The following is a 17,808-nucleotide window of genomic DNA, read 5'->3' as shown; positions in this document are numbered from 1 at the left end:
ACAAACAGTGATTCCGTGAGTAGTGGCGAGCGAAAGCGGATTGAGGCTAAACCGGATGCGTGTGATACCTGTCAGGGGTTGCGTGTTCGGGGTTGTGGGACCCTGCGAAACGAGCTGACACTCGTTTGAGGAGTTACAAAGCCAGTGGTTAGTCGAACAGTCTGGAATGGCTGACCGTAGACGGTGATAGTCCGGTAGGTGAAAGCTGCTGGTCTTCTGTGGGTGTTCCCGAGTAGCGGCGGACTCCTGAAATCTGCCGTGAATCTGCCAGGACCACCTGGTAAGCCTAAATACTTCCTGGTGACCGATAGCGGACAAGTACCGTGAGGGAATGGTGAAAAGTACCCCGGGAGGGGAGTGAAATAGTACCTGAAACCGTTCGCCTACAATCCGTCGGAGCCTTACGGGGTGACGGCGTGCCTTTTGAAGAATGAGCCTGCGAGTTAGTGGCATGTGGCGAGGTTAACCCGTGTGGGGGAGCCGTAGCGAAAGCGAGTCTGAATAGGGCGTTTTTAGTCGCATGCTCTAGACCCGAAGCGGAGTGATCTAGCCATGGGCAGGCTGAAGCGCGGGTAAGACCGCGTGGAGGGCCGAACCCACCAACGTTGAAAAGTTGGGGGATGACCTGTGGTTAGGGGTGAAAGGCCAATCAAACTCCGTGATAGCTGGTTCTCCCCGAAATGCATTTAGGTGCAGCGTCGCGTGTTTCTTGCCGGAGGTAGAGCACTGGATGGTCTAGGGGGCCCACAAGCTTACCGAAATCAGCCAAACTCCGAATGCCGGTAAGTGAGAGCGCGGCAGTGAGACTGCGGGGGATAAGCTTCGTAGTCGAGAGGGAAACAGCCCAGATCACCAGCTAAGGCCCCTAAGCGTGTGCTAAGTGGAAAAGGATGTGGGGTCGCATAGACAACCAGGAGGTTGGCTTAGAAGCAGCCACCCTTTAAAGAGTGCGTAATAGCTCACTGGTCAAGTGGTTCCGCGCCGACAATGTAGCGGGGCTCAAGCACACCGCCGAAGCTGTGGCATTCACATTTCAACTTCGCGGCGCCTTGATGTGTCGTGCAGGTGTGTGGATGGGTAGGGGAGCGTCGTGCCGGGGGTGAAGCGACGGGGTGACCCAGTCGTGGACGCGGCACGAGTGAGAATGCAGGCATGAGTAGCGAAAGAAGGGTGAGAAACCCTTCCGCCGGATGACCAAGGGTTCCAGGGCCAGGCTAATCCGCCCTGGGTGAGTCGGGACCTAAGGCGAGGCCGAGAGGCGTAGTCGATGGACAACGGGTTGATATTCCCGTACCCGCGAAAGAGCGTCCCTGATGAACCTCGTTGTGCTAACCACCCGAGCTCCGGGCGGTCTTCGGACCAAACGGGGGGAGCGTGGGAACCTGGCGGGTAGTAGTCAAGCGATGGGGTGACGCAGGAAGGTAGCTGATCCCGGCCGGTGGTTGTGCCGGGGTAAGCGTGTAGGCCGTGCCATAGGCAAATCCGTGGCGCATGTAGGCTGAGACGTGATGCCGAGCCGATTCAGGTGAAGTCAGTGATCCTATGCTGCCGAGAAAAGCCTCTAGCGAGTTCTTAGCGGCCCGTACCCCAAACCGACACAGGTGGTCAGGTAGAGAATACCGAGGCGATCGGGCGAACTGTGGTTAAGGAACTCGGCAAATTGCCCCCGTAACTTAGGGAGAAGGGGGGCCGGAGACGTGAAGCCCCGCGCGGGTGGAGCGTTGTATGGCCGCAGAGAGCAGGGGGAAGCGACTGTTTACTAAAAACACAGGTCCATGCGAAGAAGTAATTCGATGTATATGGACTGACGCCTGCCCGGTGCTGGAACGTTAAGGGGACCTGTTAGCTCTTCGGGGCGAAGCGGAGAACTTAAGCGCCAGTAAACGGCGGTGGTAACTATAACCATCCTAAGGTAGCGAAATTCCTTGTCGGGTAAGTTCCGACCTGCACGAATGGCGTAACGACTTCCCCACTGTCTCAACCACAGGCCCGGCGAAATTGCATTACGAGTAAAGATGCTCGTTACGCGCGGCAGGACGGAAAGACCCCGGGACCTTTACTATAGCTTGACATTGGTATCTGAATTAGCTTGTGTAGGATAGGTGGGAGCCGGTGAAGTCCATACGCCAGTATGGGTGGAGGCAATCTTGAAATACCACTCTGGTTGATTTGGGTATCTAACTTCGGACCGTTATCCGGTTCAGGGACAGTGTCTGGTGGGTAGTTTAACTGGGGCGGTTGCCTCCTAAAGGGTAACGGAGGCGCCCAAAGGTTCCCTCAGCCTGGTTGGCAATCAGGTGTTGAGTGCAAGTGCACAAGGGAGCTTGACTGTGAGACTGACAGGTCGAGCAGGGACGAAAGTCGGGACTAGTGATCCGGCACTGGCATGTGGAAGCGGTGTCGCTCAACGGATAAAAGGTACCCCGGGGATAACAGGCTGATCTTCCCCAAGAGTCCATATCGACGGGATGGTTTGGCACCTCGATGTCGGCTCGTCGCATCCTGGGGCTGTAGCAGGTCCCAAGGGTTGGGCTGTTCGCCCATTAAAGCGGTACGCGAGCTGGGTTTAGAACGTCGTGAGACAGTTCGGTCCCTATCCGCCGTGCGCGTAGGATACTTGAGAAGGGCTGTCCCTAGTACGAGAGGACCGGGACGGACGAACCTCTGGTGTGCCAGTTGTCCCGCCAGGGGCACGGCTGGTTAGCTACGTTCGGAAGGGATAACCGCTGAAAGCATCTAAGCGGGAAGCTCGCTTCAAGATGAGGTATCCCACCCACTTTGTGGGGTAAGGCCCCCAGCTAGACGACTGGGTTGATAGGCCGGAAATGTAAGCCCGGTAACGGGTTCAGTTGACCGGTACTAATAGGCCGAGGACTTGACTACTAAGCTGCTACGCGTCCACTGTGCAACTCTGAACAAACACCGAACCCCTTGTGTGGGTTGTTGGTTGATATGTTCATAGAGTTACGGCGGTCATGGCGGAGGGGAAACGCCCGGTTACATTCCGAACCCGGAAGCTAAGCCCTCCAGCGCCGATGGTACTGCACTCGGGAGGGTGTGGGAGAGTAGGACACCGCCGGACAATCTTCCAGTTCAGGGCCACCCTTCGGGGTGGCCCTGAACTGCGTTTCACCGACGCTGCACGCCCTCGCGGATCTCCCGGAACAACGTCGCGGCGTCGTCGACCGCCCGGCCGGGGAACATCCCCATCGCCACGCTGCCGTGATCGGCCCAGCCGCACACCGCGAAGTCACCGCCGTCGCCGCTCGTGGTGCCGCACTTCATCACGCCGCCCAGCCGGCCGGCGTCGACCTCGCGTACCCCGGCGACCTTTCCGGTCTCGTCGGCCATCAGGCCGAAGAGCGTGTCCAGGTCCCGTTCGGGCTGCCAGAGCAGCGTGGTGCCGCCGAACAGCAGCACCGACCGCTTCGCGTCCGCCGGGTCCGAGTAGACCGCGCCGAAGCTGCGGTCCAGGTCGATGTCGGCGGCGAATCCGTCGCGCAGGTACTCGGCCGTGCTGCGGGCCCGGTCGCTGTCGTCGCGGGTGAGCCCGGCCACCCCGGGCGGCTGGGTCAGCTCGGCGTCCTTCTGCTGGAGCACCCGCCAGCCGCCCAGGCCGAGCGCGCCCGCGCCGGCGAGGCCGGCCGCCAGGACCGCGGCCAGCACGACCTTTCGACGCCGCGAGACGGGCCGTCGTTCGGGTTCCAGCGCGGGGTCGCGGCGGCTCAGTCGGATCGGCTCGTCGGTCAGCTCGACCGGACCGTGACCCCCGTCGACCTGACGCTCGGTGAGATGCGCGTCGGACATGTCCGCCACCGTACGCGAATCACCGGTGGCGCACGTCAGGTCTCCGGAAGCGCTCCGTAGACTTTGAGAGTGACCGAGAGACTGGATGCCCGACGCCCCGACGCCCCGACCCTTGCCGGCCAGTACCAGCCCGGCGAGGTAGAGCAGCGACGGTACGAGCAGTGGGTAGCCGGCGGGCACTTCCGGGCGTCGGCGGAGAGTGACAAGCCGCCGTTCGCCATCGTCATCCCGCCGCCGAACGTCACCGGCTCGCTGCACATGGGCCACGCGTTCGAGCACACGCTGATGGACGCGCTCACCCGGCGCAAGCGGATGCAGGGCTTCGAGGCGCTCTGGCTGCCCGGCATGGATCACGCCGGCATCGCCACCCAGAACCTGGTCGAGCGGCAGCTCGCCGGTGAGGGGCTGTCCCGCCACGATCTCGGGCGGGAGAAGTTCGTCGAGCGGGTCTGGCAGTGGAAGGCCGAGTCCGGCGGCGCGATCCTGGGCCAGATGCGCCGGCTCGGCGACGCGGTCGACTGGGACCGGGAGCGCTTCACCATGGACGAGGGCCTCTCCCGGGCCGTGCAGACCATGTTCAAGAAGCTCTTCGACGACGGGCTGATCTACCGGGCCAACCGGATCATCAACTGGTGCCCGCGCTGCCTCACCGCGCTCTCCGACATCGAGGTCGAGCACACCGACGACGAGGGCGAGCTGGTCTCGATCCGCTACGGCGACGAGGTCGTGGTGGCCACCACCCGGGCCGAGACGATGCTCGGCGACACCGCGGTCGCGGTGCACCCGGACGACGAGCGGTACCAGCACCTGATCGGCACCGAGGTGGCGCTGCCGCTCACCGACCGGCGCATCCCGATCGTCGCGGACGAGCACGTCGACCCGAGCTTCGGCACCGGCATGGTCAAGGTGACCCCGGCGCACGACCCGAACGACTTCGAGATCGGGCAGCGGCACGACCTGCCCTCGCTGACGATCATGGACGAGCGGGGCGTGATCACCGCGCCGGGGCCGTTCCAGGGCCTGGACCGGTACGAGGCCCGCCCGGCGATCGTGGCGGCACTGCGCGAGCAGGGCCGGATCGTGGCCGAGAAGCGGCCGTACCTGCACGCGGTGGGGCACTGCTCGCGGTGCAAGACGACCGTCGAACCGCGCCTGTCGTTGCAGTGGTTCGTCAACACCGGGCCGCTGGCCAAGGCGGCCGGCGACGCGGTGCGGGACGGCCGGGTGAAGGTCGAGCCGGCCGAACTGGCCAAGCGCTACTTCGCCTGGGTGGACAACATGCACGACTGGTGCATCTCCCGCCAGCTCTGGTGGGGCCACCGCATCCCGGTCTGGTACGGCCCGGCCGGCGAGATCGTCTGCGTCGGGCCGGACGAGGCCGCCCCCACCGGCGAGGGCTGGCACCAGGACGAGGACGTGCTGGACACCTGGTTCTCCAGCGGCCTCTGGCCGTTCTCCACGCTCGGCTGGCCGGAGCAGACGCCGGACCTGGCCAAGTTCTACCCGACCAGTGTGCTGGTCACCGGCTACGACATCCTGTTCTTCTGGGTCGCCCGGATGATGATGTTCGGCCTGTACGCGATGGACGGCGTCCAGCCGTTCGACGTGGTGGCGCTGCACGGCATGGTCCGCGACGAGCACGGCAAGAAGATGTCGAAGTCGTTCGGCAACGTGGTCGACCCGCTCGACTGGATCGACCGGTTCGGCGCCGACGCCACCCGGTTCACGCTGGCCCGCGGCGCCAACCCGGGCCAGGACGTGCCGGTCAGCGAGGAGTGGTGTCAGGGCTCCCGTAACTTCTGCAACAAGCTGTGGAACGCCACCCGGTTCGCGCTGCTCAACGGCGCGCACACCGACGGTCCGCTGCCGGCGGCCAATGAGTTGTCGACCGTCGACAGGTGGATCCTGTCCCGGTTGGCGCACGTCACCGCCGAGGTGGACGAGCAGTTCGAGGCGTACGAGTTCGCCAAGGTCTGCGACCTGCTGTACCACTTCGCCTGGGACGACGTCTGCGACTGGTACGTGGAGCTCAGCAAGTCGGTGCTCGCCGAGGGCGGGCCGGCGGCCGACGCCACCCGCCGGGTGCTGGGCCACGTGCTGGACCAGTTGCTGCGGTTGCTGCACCCGGTGATCCCGTTCGTCACCGACGAGCTGTGGGCCGCGCTGACCGGCGCGGAGACGCTGCTGGCGGCCCGGTGGCCGGCGGTGGACCGTACCGGGATCGACGACGCCGCGGAGGCGGAGGTCGCCACGTTGCAGCGGGTGGTCACCGAGGTCCGCCGGTTCCGTTCGGACCAGGGGCTGCGGCCGACCCAGCGGGTCGCCGCCCGGCTCGACGGCCTGGCCGGCGCGGGCGTCGCGGCGCACGAGCCGCTGATCCGGTCGCTGGCCCGGCTCGACGCGCCCGGCGACGACTTCCAGGCCAGCGCCACGTTGGCCATGCCCGGCGAGGTGAGCGTCGCGCTCGACACCCGCGGCGCGATCGACGTGGCGGCCGAGCGTGCCCGGCTCACCAAGGACCGCGCGGCGGCCGAGAAGGAGGCCACCCAGGCGCGGGCGAAGTTGAACAATCCGGCGTTCGTCGGCAAGGCGCCCGAGCCGGTGGTCGCGAAGATCCGGGAGCGGCTGGCGGTGGCCGAGACGGACCTGGCCCGGATCGACGCCGCCCTGGAGGCGCTGACATCGTGAGCGACCGTACCGACCACGCCGCGTTCGTCGAGGTGGAGGCCGCGCTGAACGCGCGCGGCTTCACCCGGATGCGGTTCGAGCTGGAGAAGATCGAGAGCCTGCTGGACCTGCTCGGCAGTCCGCAGCGGGCGTACCCGTCGATCCACCTGACCGGCACCAACGGCAAGACCTCGACGGCCCGGATGATCGATTCGCTGTTGCGGGCGTTCGGGCTGCACACCGGGCGTTACACCAGCCCGCACCTGGAGACCGTCCGGGAGCGGATCAGCCTGGACGGCGAGCCGGTGAGCGAGGAACGGTTCGTCTCCACGTACCGGGAGATCGCGCCGTTGGCCGAGCTGGTCGACCAGCGTTCCGCCGAGCCGCTGACGTACTTCGACCTGACCACGGCGCTGGCGTTCGCCACGTTCGCCGACGCCCCGGTCGACGTGGCGGTGGTGGAGGTCGGGCTGGGCGGCGCGGAGGACGCGACAAACGTGATCCAGGCCGGCGTCGCGGTGATCACGCCGATCGGGCTGGACCACACCGAGTGGCTGGGCGACACGATCGAGGACATCGCGTTGCACAAGGCGGGCATCATCCACCCCGGCGCCACGGTGATCGCCGCGGCGCAGGAGGAGGAGGCGGCCCGGCCGATCCTGGAACGCTGCGCCGAGGTCAACGCCACGGTCGCCCGGGAGGGCGCCGAGTTCGGGGTGATGCGCCGGGCCGTCGCCGTCGGTGGTCAGGTGCTGACCATCCAGGGCCTGGGCGGGGTGTACGAGGAGATCTTCATCCCGCTGCACGGCGCGCACCAGGCGCAGAACGCGGCCGTGGCGCTGGCCGCCGTGGAGGCGTTCCTCGGGGCCGGCGCGCGGCGGCAGCTCGACATCGAGGCGGTCCGGGAGGGCTTCGCCGCGACCAGCTCCCCGGGCCGGCTGGAGCGGGTGCGTACCGCGCCGACGGTGCTGCTCGACGGCGCGCACAACCCGCACGGGATGGCCGCCACCGTGGCCGCGCTCCAGGAGGAGTTCGCGTTCAGCAAGCTCGTCGGCGTGCTGGCGGTGCTCGGCGACAAGGACGCGGCGGGCCTGCTCGAACTGCTGGAGCCGGTGCTGGACACGATCGTGGTCGCGGAGAACAGCTCGCCCCGGGCGATGCCCGTCGACGAGGTGGCCGAGCTGGCCCGGGAGGTCTTCGGGCCGGACCGGGTGCAGGTGGCCCGGGACATGCCCGACGCCATCGAGGCGGCGGTGGCGGAGGCCGAGTCCGACGTGCCGGGCGAGCTGGCCGGGGTGGGCGTGCTGATCACCGGTTCGGTGGTGACCGTGGCCGACGCCCGCCGGCTGCTCAAGCGATGACCGGCCCGGAGCAGCGCCCGGACGCGCAGCCGGGGTCGGAGCAGCCGGGCGGCGTCCGCCGCTCCGGGCTGCGCAACCCGGACCGGGCGGTACGCGGGCTGGGCGCCGGCACGCTCGCGCTGGAGGCGCTGGTGCTGCTGCTGGCCATCCAGCCGATCCGGGTGGTCGGCGGTGACCTGGGCGGCGCCGCGATCGGCGTGATCGTCGCGCTGGCGGTCGCCTGTGTGGTGCTGGCCGGCATGATGCGCCGCCCCTGGGCCTGGCACGCCGGCACCGTGCTCCAGGGCCTGCTGCTGCTCTCCGGGCTGCTGCACTGGTCGCTGTTCGGGCTCGGCGTGATCTTCGCGTTGGTGTGGGCGTACGCGTTGCACGTGCGCCGGGTCATCCTCGGCTGAGCGCCGAGGGCGGGCGGTCAGGCGTCGGCGAGGGTGCGCCACTGGGTGAGGGCGACGCCGTGGCCGTCCGGGTCGCGGAAGGCAGCGGCCCAGACCTCCAGCTTGGTGCCCCGGTTGACCACCCGCGGGGCGTACGTGAAGCGCACGCCGGACTCACGCAGCCGCTCGTACGCCGCCTGGATGTCGTCGACCTCCAGGTTGACGTGCACCAGCCGGCGGCTGATCGGGGCGGCCCCGGTCACCCGGCGCAGCACCAGCCGGGTCGGCCCGGAGGAGAGCACGGCGTTGCCCTCGCCCCGGTCCATCTCGTCGAAGCCCAGCTCCCGGTAGAAGTCGAGGGACCGGTCCAGGTCGGTGACGAGCAGCGTGATGCCGACCCCGCTGATCGGGCTGGCCAGCTCGTCCGGCTCGGCGTCGCCGACCGGGCCGAAGATTGCCTCGTCCAGCTCCTGCGGGGTGGGCGCGGTGGCGGACTCGGGAGCGTCCAGCGGCACGTCGATCGACTCCACCGGGACCGTGTCCGGGTCCTGCTCCTCGGCCGGCGGGCGGGGGGCCGGCGCGCGGCGCGGGAGCGGGCCGAGGGTGGTCGGCTCGACCAGTTGCCCCTCCAGCACGACCGGGCCGCCGGGCCGCTGGTGCATCACCACCGGCTCGCGGTCCTCGCCGCGCAGCGTGACGTCGTCCAGCAGCGGGTCCGGTGCGGGCGGGTAGTCGTCGCGGAAGTCGTCCTCCGGGGCGCGCCCGGCCCACGGCGGCGCCTCCTGCCCGATGAGCGGCTCGTCGAGCGGCTGTTCCGGCTCGGCGTACTCGGGCGGCAGGTCGGCGACCGTGGCGGCGTTCTCGGCGTGGGTGGGCACCTCGTCCCAGAGCACCCGGACGTGGCGCTGGTCGTCGAGGGCCACCCGGACCGGCAGCGCCTGGCCGAGCGAGGGCCACTTGGCCACCGGCACCCGGGGCTCGATGATCTTCTTGGAGCGGGGTGGCAGCCCGGGGGCGTCGATCACCAGCTGCAACTCGCAGCGACCGAACGCGTACTGCGTGGGCGGCTCGGACGCGCTGTGCACGTGCCCCAGGCCGATCACCCAGGTGCGGCCACCGCCGCGCACCGTGGCCAGGGCTATCGCGAGCACGAGCAGCGCGACGCCGAGCGCCACGATCGCCCAACTGGTCATGCCGAGCCCGAACAGGGTCACGAAGGCGGCCACGGTGCCCAGCACCGCGCCGATCAGTTTGCGTACCGGCGCGATGGTGCGGTTCCCGCCATTCGCCACAGTGGACCTCCCAGGGGTTCCAAGGCCAGGCTAGGCCGCCGCGGCGGGCCAGGGAAGACGCAGCCGCCGCGCCGGCGCCGGGACCGGGTCGCTACGCTGACCGTACCCAGCCTGACCCCGGTTCGTGCACAGGAGGAAACCAGCGTGTCCAGCAGCAGCCCGGCAGAGCGGACGCTCGTACTGATCAAGCCCGACGCGGTGCGCCGCGGTCTGGTGGGTGAGGTCCTGTCCCGTTTCGAGCGCAAGGGCCTGCGGATCGACGCGTTGGTGCACCGGACCGTCGACGGCGACTTCGCCGACCAGCACTACGCCGAGCACGTCGACAAGCCGTTCTACCCGCCGCTGAAGACGTTCATGACCGGCGGCCCGCTGGTGGCGTTGGTGCTCTCCGGCGACCAGGTGATCGAGGTGGTGCGCGGCATGATCGGCAGCACCGACGGCCGCAAGGCCGCTGCCGGCACCATCCGTGGCGACCTGTCGCTGTCGAACCGGGAGAACCTGGTGCACGCCTCCGACTCGACGGACAGCGCCAAGAGCGAGATCGCGCTCTGGTTCCCCGAGCTGGACTGACCGCACCCCGACCGGCGCGGGCCCGTCCGGTTCAGCCGGCGACCCGGGTGAGCTTGTCGGGGTTGCCGACCAGGTAGACGCCGGTGATCCGGCCGCCGGCCGCGGCGACCCCGAGCGTGTAGTGGGTGCCGTCCGGCCAGCTCAGCACCAGCGCCGGCGCGCCGTTGAGCTCGACCGACGTGATCCGCACCCCGGGCCGCCGGCGGCCGTACACCCCGGCGAAGAAGCGGGCGATCCGGTCCGCGCCGTACAGCGGGTTGCGGGCCGCGCGGATCCGCCCGCCGCCGTCGGACCAGGCGGTGGCGTCGGCCGCGACCAGATCGGTCAGCCGGGCCAGGTCACCGTCGCGCGCCGCGGCGAGGAACGCGTCGAGCAGTCGTCGCTGCTCGGCCGGGCCGGCGGTGAAGCGCCGCCGCTGCTCGGTCAGCCGGGCCGCCGCGCGGTGGTGCAGCTGGCGGCAGTCCGCCGCCGACCGGTCCAGGATGTCGCCGATCTCCGCGTACGGCAGCGCGAACGCGGTGTGCAGCACGTAGACCGCCCGCTCCGGCGGGGTGAGCTGTTCCAGCAGGTGCAGCAGGGCGGTGGAGACCGTCTCCCGCAGCTCGACGGTCTCCAGCGGCCCGAACGGCGACGGGTCGGTGGGCACCGGCTCGGGCAGCCACGGGCCGACGTACGTCTCCCGGGCGGCCTGCCGGGCGCGCAGCCGGTCCAGCGCCAGCCGGGTCACCACCCGGGACAGGTAACGGCGCGGTTCGGTGACCGTTTCCCGGTCCACGCCGAGCCAGCGCAGGTACGCCTCCTGGAGCACGTCCTCGGCGTCGTGCAGGCTGCCCAGCAGCCGGTAGGCCAGGCCGAGCAGCATCGGCCGGTGCGCGGTGAGCGCACCGGCCGACTCCGCCGCCCCAGTGGCGGTCACACCTCGAGCGGTGGCTGGGTCCGACTGCTGATCACGATTCGGTTCCACACGTTGATTGTGGCGATCGCGACGACGAGGTCCGCCAGCTCCTTCTCCGACCAGACCTTCGCGGCGGCGTCCCACACGTCGTCCGGCACGCCGTGCTCGCCGAGCCGGGTGACCGCGTCGGTCAGCGCCAGCGCGGTCCGCTCCCGCTCGTCGAAGAACGACGGCGCCTCCCGCCAGGCCGCCACCGCGAACAGTCGCCGGCTGTCCTCCCCGGCGCCCAGCGCGTCCCGGGTGTGCATGTCCACGCAGAACGCGCAGCCGTTGAGCATCGACGCCCGCACCTTCACCAGCTCCAGCACGGTGTGGTCCAGGGCGCCCCGGACGTAGGTCTCCAGCCCGAGCACCGCCCGGTACGCCTCCGGCGCCACCGTCGCCAGGTTGATCCGGCTCATCGTCTTCTCCCTCGTGTCGTCGGTACGCCCACACGACGGATCCGACGCCGGCCGGTGTGACGCCCGACGGTGTGACGCCGGTCATGCGGGGTGTTAGGAGGGGCCCCCGCCAATCCGTATGCGTTAACAGGGGGCCCCTCCTTACTCGGAGGCGGCGGGGTGGGCGGGGAGGGTAGGCTGGGGCGCACAGGCGTCGACCCGGCCATCACCGGCGAGCCTCCGGAAGAACGGCCGGGCAACCGGCTCAGTAGAACCGGACGGGACGGCCCGTCACAGCCGACCAACGAGCGGGCGGTCGCACCTCGACCGCCAAGCGGGGTGGTACCGCGGACCACCCGGGGGCGTCGTTCCAGGCGTACCCGGAAGGTTCGTCCTCGCAGACCCACCGACGAGTGAGCTGCGCGAGGAGAGCGACCCCCGATGGCCTATCCGTTGCACGACCCGACCGGCGCCGGTGTCCCGGCGAGCCCGGACCTGCCCGCGGTCGAGCGTCGGGTGCTGGAGCACTGGACCACCGACAAGACCTTCGAAGCCTCCGTGGAGGCCCGCCCCGCCGGAGATGACGGCAAGAACGAGTACGTCTTCTACGACGGCCCGCCGTTCGCCAACGGCCTGCCGCACTACGGCCACCTCTTCACCGGCTACGTCAAGGACGTGGTGCCGCGCTACCAGACCATGCGCGGGCGGCACGTCGAGCGCCGGTTCGGCTGGGACTGCCACGGGCTGCCGGCCGAGGTGGTGGCCGAGAAGCAGCTCGGCATCACCAGCAAGGCGGAGATCCTCGACCTCGGCGTGGCGCGGTTCAACGACGCCTGCCGGGCCAGCGTGCTGGAGTTCACCCAGGACTGGGAGCGCTACGTCACCCGGCAGGCCCGCTGGGTCGACTTCGCCAACGACTACAAGACGCTCGACCTGGACTACATGGAAAGCGTCATGTGGGCCTTCAAGACGCTGCACGACAAGGGCCTGGTCTACGAGGGCTTCCGGGTGCTGGCGTACTGCTGGCGGTGCGAGACCCCGCTGTCGAACACCGAGACCCGGATGGACGACGTCTACCGGGACCGGCGCGACCCGACGCTGACCGTGTGGTTCGAGCTGACCGCCGACGAGAACGCGCCGGAGCCGCTGCGCGGGCCGGTCAGGCTGGGCGTCTGGACCACCACGCCGTGGACGCTGCCGTCGAACCTGGCGCTCGCCGTCGGCCCCGACATCGAGTACGCGGTGCTGGAGCGCGACGGCGAGCGGTACGTGGTCGGCGCGGCCCGGCTCGGCGCGTACGCCAAGGAGCTGGAGGGGTACCAGCAGGTCGGCACCGTGTACGGCCGGGACCTGGTCGGTCGCCGCTACACGCCGCTCTACGACTTCCTGGTCGAGCCGGCCGGGCCGAACGCCTACCAGGTGCTCGGCGCGGAGTTCGTGACCACCGAGGACGGCACCGGGATCGTCCACCTGGCGCCCGCGTTCGGCGAGGACGACCAGAACACCTGCAACGCGGCCGGCATCCCGACCGTGGTCACCGTGGACGACCACACCCGGTTCACCGCGCTGGTCCCGCCGTACCAGGGCGAGCAGGTCTTCGACGTGAACAAGCCGGTGATCCGGGAGCTGAAGGAGCGGGGGGTGGTGTTGCGGCAGGACGTCTACACCCACTCGTACCCGCACTGCTGGCGCTGCGACACGCCGCTTGTCTACAAGGCGGTGTCGTCGTGGTTCGTCGCGGTGACGCAGTTCCGGGACCGGATGGTCGAGCTGAACCAGCAGATCAACTGGACGCCGGGGCACATCAAGGACGGCTCGTTCGGCAAGTGGCTGGCCAACGCCCGGGACTGGTCGATCAGCCGGAACCGGTTCTGGGGCTCGCCGATCCCGGTGTGGCGCTCCGACGACCCGACCTATCCGCGCGTCGACGTGTACGGCTCGCTCGACGACATCGAGCGCGACTTCGGCGTACGCCTGACCGACCTGCACCGGCCGGCGGTGGACGACCTGGTCCGCCCCAACCCGGACGACCCGACGGGCAGGTCGATGATGCGCCGGGTGCCGGAGGTGCTGGACTGCTGGTTCGAGTCCGGCTCGATGCCGTTCGCCCAGGTGCACTACCCGTTCGAGAACCGGGACTGGTTCGAGCACCACTACCCGGGCGACTTCATCGTCGAGTACATCGGGCAGACCCGCGGCTGGTTCTACACCATGCACGTGCTGGCGACCGCGCTGTTCGACAGGCCGGCGTTCCGCAACTGCCTGAGCCACGGCATCCTGCTCGGCTCCGACGGGCGCAAGATGTCCAAGAGCCTGCGCAACTACCCGGACGTCTACCACGTCTTCGACGCGTACGGGTCGGACGCGATGCGGTGGATGCTGATGTCCTCGCCGGTGCTGCGCGGCGGGGACATGGCGGTCACCGAGTCGGGCATCCGGGACGCGGTGCGTCAGGTGCTGCTGCCGCTGTGGAACGTGTGGTATTTCTTCACGCTCTACGCCAACGCAGACGGCTACCAGGCGCGTCGGCGCACCGACTCGACGAACGTGCTCGACCGGTACGTGCTGGCGAAGACGAACGAGCTGGTGGCGACCGTCGGCGCGCAGATGGACGCGTACGACATCTCCGGCGCCTGCGCCACCGTCCGGTCCTACCTGGACGCGCTGACCAACTGGTACGTGCGTCGCTCGCGGGACCGGTTCTGGGCCGGCGACGCGGACGCGTTCGACACGCTCTCGACCGTGCTGGAGACGCTCTGCCGGGTGGTGGCGCCGCTGGCGCCGCTGACCGCCGAGGAGATCTGGCGCGGGCTGACCGGCGAGCGGTCGGTGCACCTGACCGACTGGCCGTCGGCGGACGAGTTCCCGGCCGACCACGAGCTGGTCTCCGCGATGGACAACGTCCGGGCGGTCGCCTCGGCGGCGCTGTCGCTGCGCAAGGCGAAGGGCCTGCGGGTCCGGCTGCCGTTGGCGACGCTGACCGTGGCGTCGCCGGTCGCCGACCAGCTCCGGCCGTTCGCCGAGCTGGTCGCCGACGAGGTCAACGTGAAGGAGGTCGTGCTCACCGGCGAGGTGGCGGCGTACTGCCAGCAGGTGCTGACCGTGGTGCCGCGGGCGCTCGGCCCACGCGTCGGCAAGGCCGTCCAGCAGGTGATCAAGGCGGTCAAGTCGGGGGAGTGGGAACTCGTCGACGGCGCTCCGGTCGCCGCCGGGGTCACCCTGGCCGAGGGCGAGTACGAGCTGCGCCTGGTCGCCGCCGACGCCGAGCACTCCGCGCCGCTGCCCGGCGGTGAGGGCGTGGTCGTGCTGGACACCGAGGTCACGCCGGAACTGGCCGCCGAAGGGCTGGCCCGGGACGTGGTCCGGGTGGTGCAGCAGGCCCGCCGGGACGCCGACCTGGACATCTCGGACCGCATCACGGTGGCGGTGTCGGCGTCCGAGGAGGTGCGCGCGGCGGTCGCCGCGTTCACGGACTTCGTGGCGCGGGAGGTGCTGGCGGACACCGTCGACTTCGTCGAGGGCCTCGACGGTTTCGCCGGCGAGGTCGGCGACGGCGAGCGCGTGGTGGTCGGCGTCCGCCGCGTGTGAGGTGTAAGGCGGGGCCCCTTGTTAACGCCTTCGGTAGAGAAGGGGCCCCGTCTCACTCGACGCACCGGCGGGTGGACTGCCCGCCACCCGCTCGGCCGGGGGTGGCGGCGTCGGCTACCGTGACAGCGCCTGTTCCGCGTACGACCGCCGGAGGACCCGTGCCCCTGCTCTACACCATCGGCAAGCTCACCGTGGCGCCCACGCTCCGGTTGGCCTTCCGTCCGCACGTGGAGGGGTTGGAGCACATCCCGGCGACCGGCGGTGCGATCTTCGCGGGCAACCACCTCTCCGTCGCGGACGAGCTGCTGCTCGGCACCGTGGTGCCCCGCCACCTGGCCTTCTGGGCCAAGTCGGAGTACTTCAACGGCACCGGGGTGAAGGGCGGCTTCTCCAAGTTCGTGCTCACCGGGCTGGGTGCGATCCCAGTCGAGCGGGCCGGCGGTCGGGCGGCGCTGTCCGCGTTCGACGCGGCCATCCCGGTGCTCAAGGCCGGTGACCTGGTCGCGGTGTATCCGGAGGGCACCCGCTCGCCGGACGGGCGCCTCTACCGCGGGCGCACCGGCGCGGCCCGGCTGGCGGTGGCCGCCGGCGTGCCGATCATCCCGGTCGGCGTGACCGGCACCGACAAGGCCCAGCCGATCGGGACGCGGGTGCCCCGCCCGGGTCGCGCCAAGATCACCATCAAGTTCGGCAAGCCGCTGGACTTCACCGGCCGGCCCGACGACCGGACGTCGCTGCGGACCATGACCGACGAGCTGATGACCGAGATCCAGAAGCTCACCGGCCAGGAGTACGTCCCGCGCTACGCGCCGAAGCGCGCCGAGCAGACGCCGGGTGAGTCGCCCGCCTGACCCGGCCCCGGGTCAGGACTTCTTCGGGACCACCACCTGCTCCCGCAGCTCGTTCAGCAGCCGGCCGCTGTCGTCCACCGACAGCCGGGTGAACACGCCAGTGGTCAGGCTGCCGTAGTCGACCGAGGTGCACACCACCACCGCGTCGTCGTCCGTCCGGCCGACCGCGCAGCGCTCGTACCGGCCCCGCACCCCGGTGTCCACGCTGACCGAGGCTTGCAGGGCGTAGTCGCCGGCCAGGCGCTTCAGCTCGGCCTCGGCGTCGGACTCCGGCGTCAACCGGAAGCCGGTGCTGCCGAAGAGGGTCACCCGCTTGCCGTCGTCGGTGGCGTAGATGCCGGCGAACGTGTCCTCGGCGAGCAGGTCCGCCTGGCGTACCTGGCTCTTCAGCTCCTCGGCGGCGGCCCGGCTGCGCTCGTCCTGACGCAACTGCATCGAGTCGAGCTGGTCCGGGAGGCTGGCGCTGGCCGGATACTGGCTGGACAGCGGCTGGACCCACCACAGCGGGACGCCGCAGCAGCAGGCCACGGAGAGCAGCAGCACCCAGGGCCAGCGACGCCGTCGGCGTCGCGGCGCGTACCCCTTGGGCGCCTGCCACCCCGGCGGCGGCGCGACCGGCGGCGGAGTCCCGCCCCGGCGCTGCTTCGGCGGCCGGGCCTGCTTCGGCGCCCGGGGGGCGACCACCGGGGCCGGCGGCGGGGTGTGCGCCGGCGGTGACACCGGACGGGCGGCGGGTGACGCCGGGTACGGCGGCGTGTGCGCGGGTGGCGAGACCGGCCGGGCGGCCGGCGGCCCCGGGTACGGCGGGGCGGGCGCCGGCGGTGACACCGGCCGCGCGCCCGGCGGCGGGGCGGGGTGCGGCGCCGGGTGCGCCGGCCAGGGCGCGGTGTACGGCATGGTCGCCGGCGGCGCCGGCAGTTCGGCCGCGTGGAGGTCCCAGCCGGTGGTGTCCACGCCCGCCCACGGATCGACCGGGGTGGCGTGCTCGGGTGAGGCGACCGGAGGTACCGGGGTGGGCTCGGCCGACTCGCCCCAGCCGCGCCGGCGCGGTTGCGGGGGCGGAACCGCGGCGGAGCCGCTCCAGCGCGGCGCGGGCGGCTCGACGCGGGTCGGCGGTGGCCCGTTCTCGATGCGGGTGGCGTTCGGGCCGGTCTCCATGCGGGCGGCGTCCAGCCCGTTCTCGACGCGGGTGGCGTTCGGCCCCGTCTCGACGCGGGTGGCGTTCGGCCCCGTCTCGATGCGGGTGGCGTTCGGGCCGTTCTCGACGCGGGTGGCGTTCGGGCCGGTCTCCATTGGGACGGCGTCCGGCGCACTCTCGACGCGGGTGGGATGCGGCCCGTTCTCGATCCGGGTGGGGGGCGGTGGGGTGGCGCGGCCGGGCACGGCCGCGGAGCCGCGGGCACGGCCGGCCGGTACGACCGGTACGACCGGGGTGGCGTCGGCGCTGGTGTCGGTGTCGGTGGTCGGCGGCGCGTCGCGCTCCGCCTCGGTCCCGACGGCGCTGGTTCCGACGGCGTCGTTGTCGGCCGAGGCGTTCGAGGCGTCCGATGCCTCCGACGAGGTCGAGGCGTCTGACGGGTCGGGGACCTGCGGGGTGGCTCCCGCGGTGACCGGCTCCCCGGCCCCGGCGGCCGGGGCCTCGTCGGGCGCCGCCACCTGCGGCACCCCCGTCTCCGGCGCGTCGGGTGGGGACGGCGCGTCGGGTGGGGACGGCGCGTCGGATGGGGACGGCGGGGTGGTGGCCTCGGCGTCGGCCGGCGTCGGTACGGCGGTCGGCGGCTCGGTGACGGCTGGCCCATCGGCCCCGTCGGCCGGCCGGCCCGCCTCCGGCTGCGGCTGCGACATCGCGGCAATCTCCTCTCGCGCCCGTTGCGAGGTTAGTACCGCCCCGCCACCCCCGACGAATCCCCGCCTCCGCCGCCAGCCCGTTGATCAAGGAGTTCGCGTCGGCCGGGGCCTGGAT

General features: G+C 70.3%; 11 protein-coding genes and 2 rRNA genes (1 of these 13 cut by a window edge). 8 read left to right on the top strand and 5 right to left on the bottom strand.

The features are described from left to right. Positions 1-2,883 (top strand): 23S ribosomal RNA (locus TPA0908_RS11530) (it extends 226 nt beyond the left edge of the window). An 82-nt stretch (positions 2,884-2,965) separates the two neighbouring features. Then, positions 2,966-3,082, top strand: a 5S ribosomal RNA gene (rrf, locus tag TPA0908_RS11525). Positions 3,083-3,129: 47 nt separating this feature from the next. Here the strand turns inward: rrf and TPA0908_RS11520 are convergent. Next, a complete protein-coding gene (locus tag TPA0908_RS11520) occupies positions 3,130-3,807 on the bottom strand; it encodes a hypothetical protein (RefSeq protein ID WP_281937295.1) in 678 nt (225 codons plus the stop codon). Positions 3,808-3,876: 69 nt separating this feature from the next. Between TPA0908_RS11520 and TPA0908_RS11515 the strand changes: the two genes are divergently transcribed. Genes TPA0908_RS11515 through TPA0908_RS11505 form a run of 3 tightly spaced genes read left to right on the top strand, consistent with a single transcriptional unit; the run spans position 3,877 to position 8,230 of the window. Next, positions 3,877-6,495, top strand: coding sequence for a valine--tRNA ligase (locus TPA0908_RS11515; RefSeq protein ID WP_281937293.1), 2,619 nt, complete (start codon positions 3,877-3,879; stop codon positions 6,493-6,495). Further along, a complete protein-coding gene (locus TPA0908_RS11510) occupies positions 6,492-7,835 on the top strand; it encodes a bifunctional folylpolyglutamate synthase/dihydrofolate synthase (RefSeq protein ID WP_281937291.1) in 1,344 nt (447 codons plus the stop codon). The genes TPA0908_RS11515 and TPA0908_RS11510 overlap by 4 nt, the downstream gene beginning before the upstream one ends. After that, complete coding sequence (locus tag TPA0908_RS11505) at positions 7,832-8,230, top strand: DUF4233 domain-containing protein (RefSeq protein ID WP_281937289.1); 399 nt, start codon at positions 7,832-7,834, stop codon at positions 8,228-8,230. The genes TPA0908_RS11510 and TPA0908_RS11505 overlap by 4 nt, the downstream gene beginning before the upstream one ends. 17 nt (positions 8,231-8,247) lie before the next feature. On the opposite strand, the gene TPA0908_RS11500 is transcribed toward TPA0908_RS11505, so the two are convergent. Then, on the bottom strand, positions 8,248-9,501 hold the full coding sequence (locus TPA0908_RS11500; RefSeq protein WP_281937287.1) for a VOC family protein: 1,254 nt from the start codon (positions 9,499-9,501) through the stop codon (positions 8,248-8,250). Between the two features lie 144 nt (positions 9,502-9,645). On the opposite strand from TPA0908_RS11500, the gene ndk reads away from it, so the two are divergent. Next, positions 9,646-10,071 carry a nucleoside-diphosphate kinase gene (gene ndk, locus TPA0908_RS11495; protein ID WP_281937285.1) on the top strand — a complete coding sequence of 142 codons (426 nt, stop codon included), beginning with the start codon at positions 9,646-9,648 and terminating at the stop codon, positions 10,069-10,071. Between the two features lie 31 nt (positions 10,072-10,102). On the opposite strand, the gene sigJ is transcribed toward ndk, so the two are convergent. Then, positions 10,103-10,987, bottom strand: coding sequence for an RNA polymerase sigma factor SigJ (gene sigJ, locus TPA0908_RS11490; RefSeq protein WP_281937283.1), 885 nt, complete (start codon positions 10,985-10,987; stop codon positions 10,103-10,105). After that, on the bottom strand, positions 10,984-11,427 hold the full coding sequence (locus tag TPA0908_RS11485) for a carboxymuconolactone decarboxylase family protein (RefSeq protein WP_281937281.1): 444 nt from the start codon (positions 11,425-11,427) through the stop codon (positions 10,984-10,986). Before TPA0908_RS11485 ends, sigJ begins: the two co-directional genes overlap by 4 nt. A gap of 420 nt (positions 11,428-11,847) precedes the next feature. Between TPA0908_RS11485 and ileS the strand changes: the two genes are divergently transcribed. Next, positions 11,848-14,994: an isoleucine--tRNA ligase gene (ileS, locus tag TPA0908_RS11480; protein ID WP_281937279.1), complete on the top strand. Its 3,147-nt coding sequence runs from the start codon at positions 11,848-11,850 to the stop codon at positions 14,992-14,994. A gap of 158 nt (positions 14,995-15,152) precedes the next feature. After that, positions 15,153-15,845 (top strand): lysophospholipid acyltransferase family protein, encoded by a 693-nt coding sequence (locus TPA0908_RS11475; protein WP_281937277.1) that lies wholly within the window; start codon positions 15,153-15,155, stop codon positions 15,843-15,845. Between the two features lie 12 nt (positions 15,846-15,857). On the opposite strand, the gene TPA0908_RS11470 is transcribed toward TPA0908_RS11475, so the two are convergent. Continuing rightward, positions 15,858-17,690: a hypothetical protein gene (locus TPA0908_RS11470; RefSeq protein ID WP_281937275.1), complete on the bottom strand. Its 1,833-nt coding sequence runs from the start codon at positions 17,688-17,690 to the stop codon at positions 15,858-15,860. Between the last annotated feature and the right edge of the window lie 118 nt (positions 17,691-17,808).

The sequence above is a fragment of the Micromonospora sp. AKA38 genome, from assembly GCF_027925725.1.
GTDB lineage: Bacteria > Actinomycetota > Actinomycetes > Mycobacteriales > Micromonosporaceae > Micromonospora.
This window is presented reverse-complemented; position numbering and strand designations above follow the sequence as displayed.

What these genes read in the sequence shown, in the direction of transcription:
- TPA0908_RS11485 (WP_281937281.1), bottom strand. Translation starts at nt 11,427, where the DNA reads ATGAGCCGGATCAACCTGGCGACGGTGGCGCCGGAGGCGTACCGGGCG.
- TPA0908_RS11470 (WP_281937275.1), bottom strand. Translation starts at nt 17,690, where the DNA reads ATGTCGCAGCCGCAGCCGGAGGCGGGCCGGCCGGCCGACGGGGCCGAT.
- TPA0908_RS11505 (WP_281937289.1), top strand. Translation starts at nt 7,832, where the DNA reads ATGACCGGCCCGGAGCAGCGCCCGGACGCGCAGCCGGGGTCGGAGCAG.
- ileS (WP_281937279.1), top strand. Translation starts at nt 11,848, where the DNA reads ATGGCCTATCCGTTGCACGACCCGACCGGCGCCGGTGTCCCGGCGAGC.
- TPA0908_RS11520 (WP_281937295.1), bottom strand. Translation starts at nt 3,807, where the DNA reads ATGTCCGACGCGCATCTCACCGAGCGTCAGGTCGACGGGGGTCACGGT.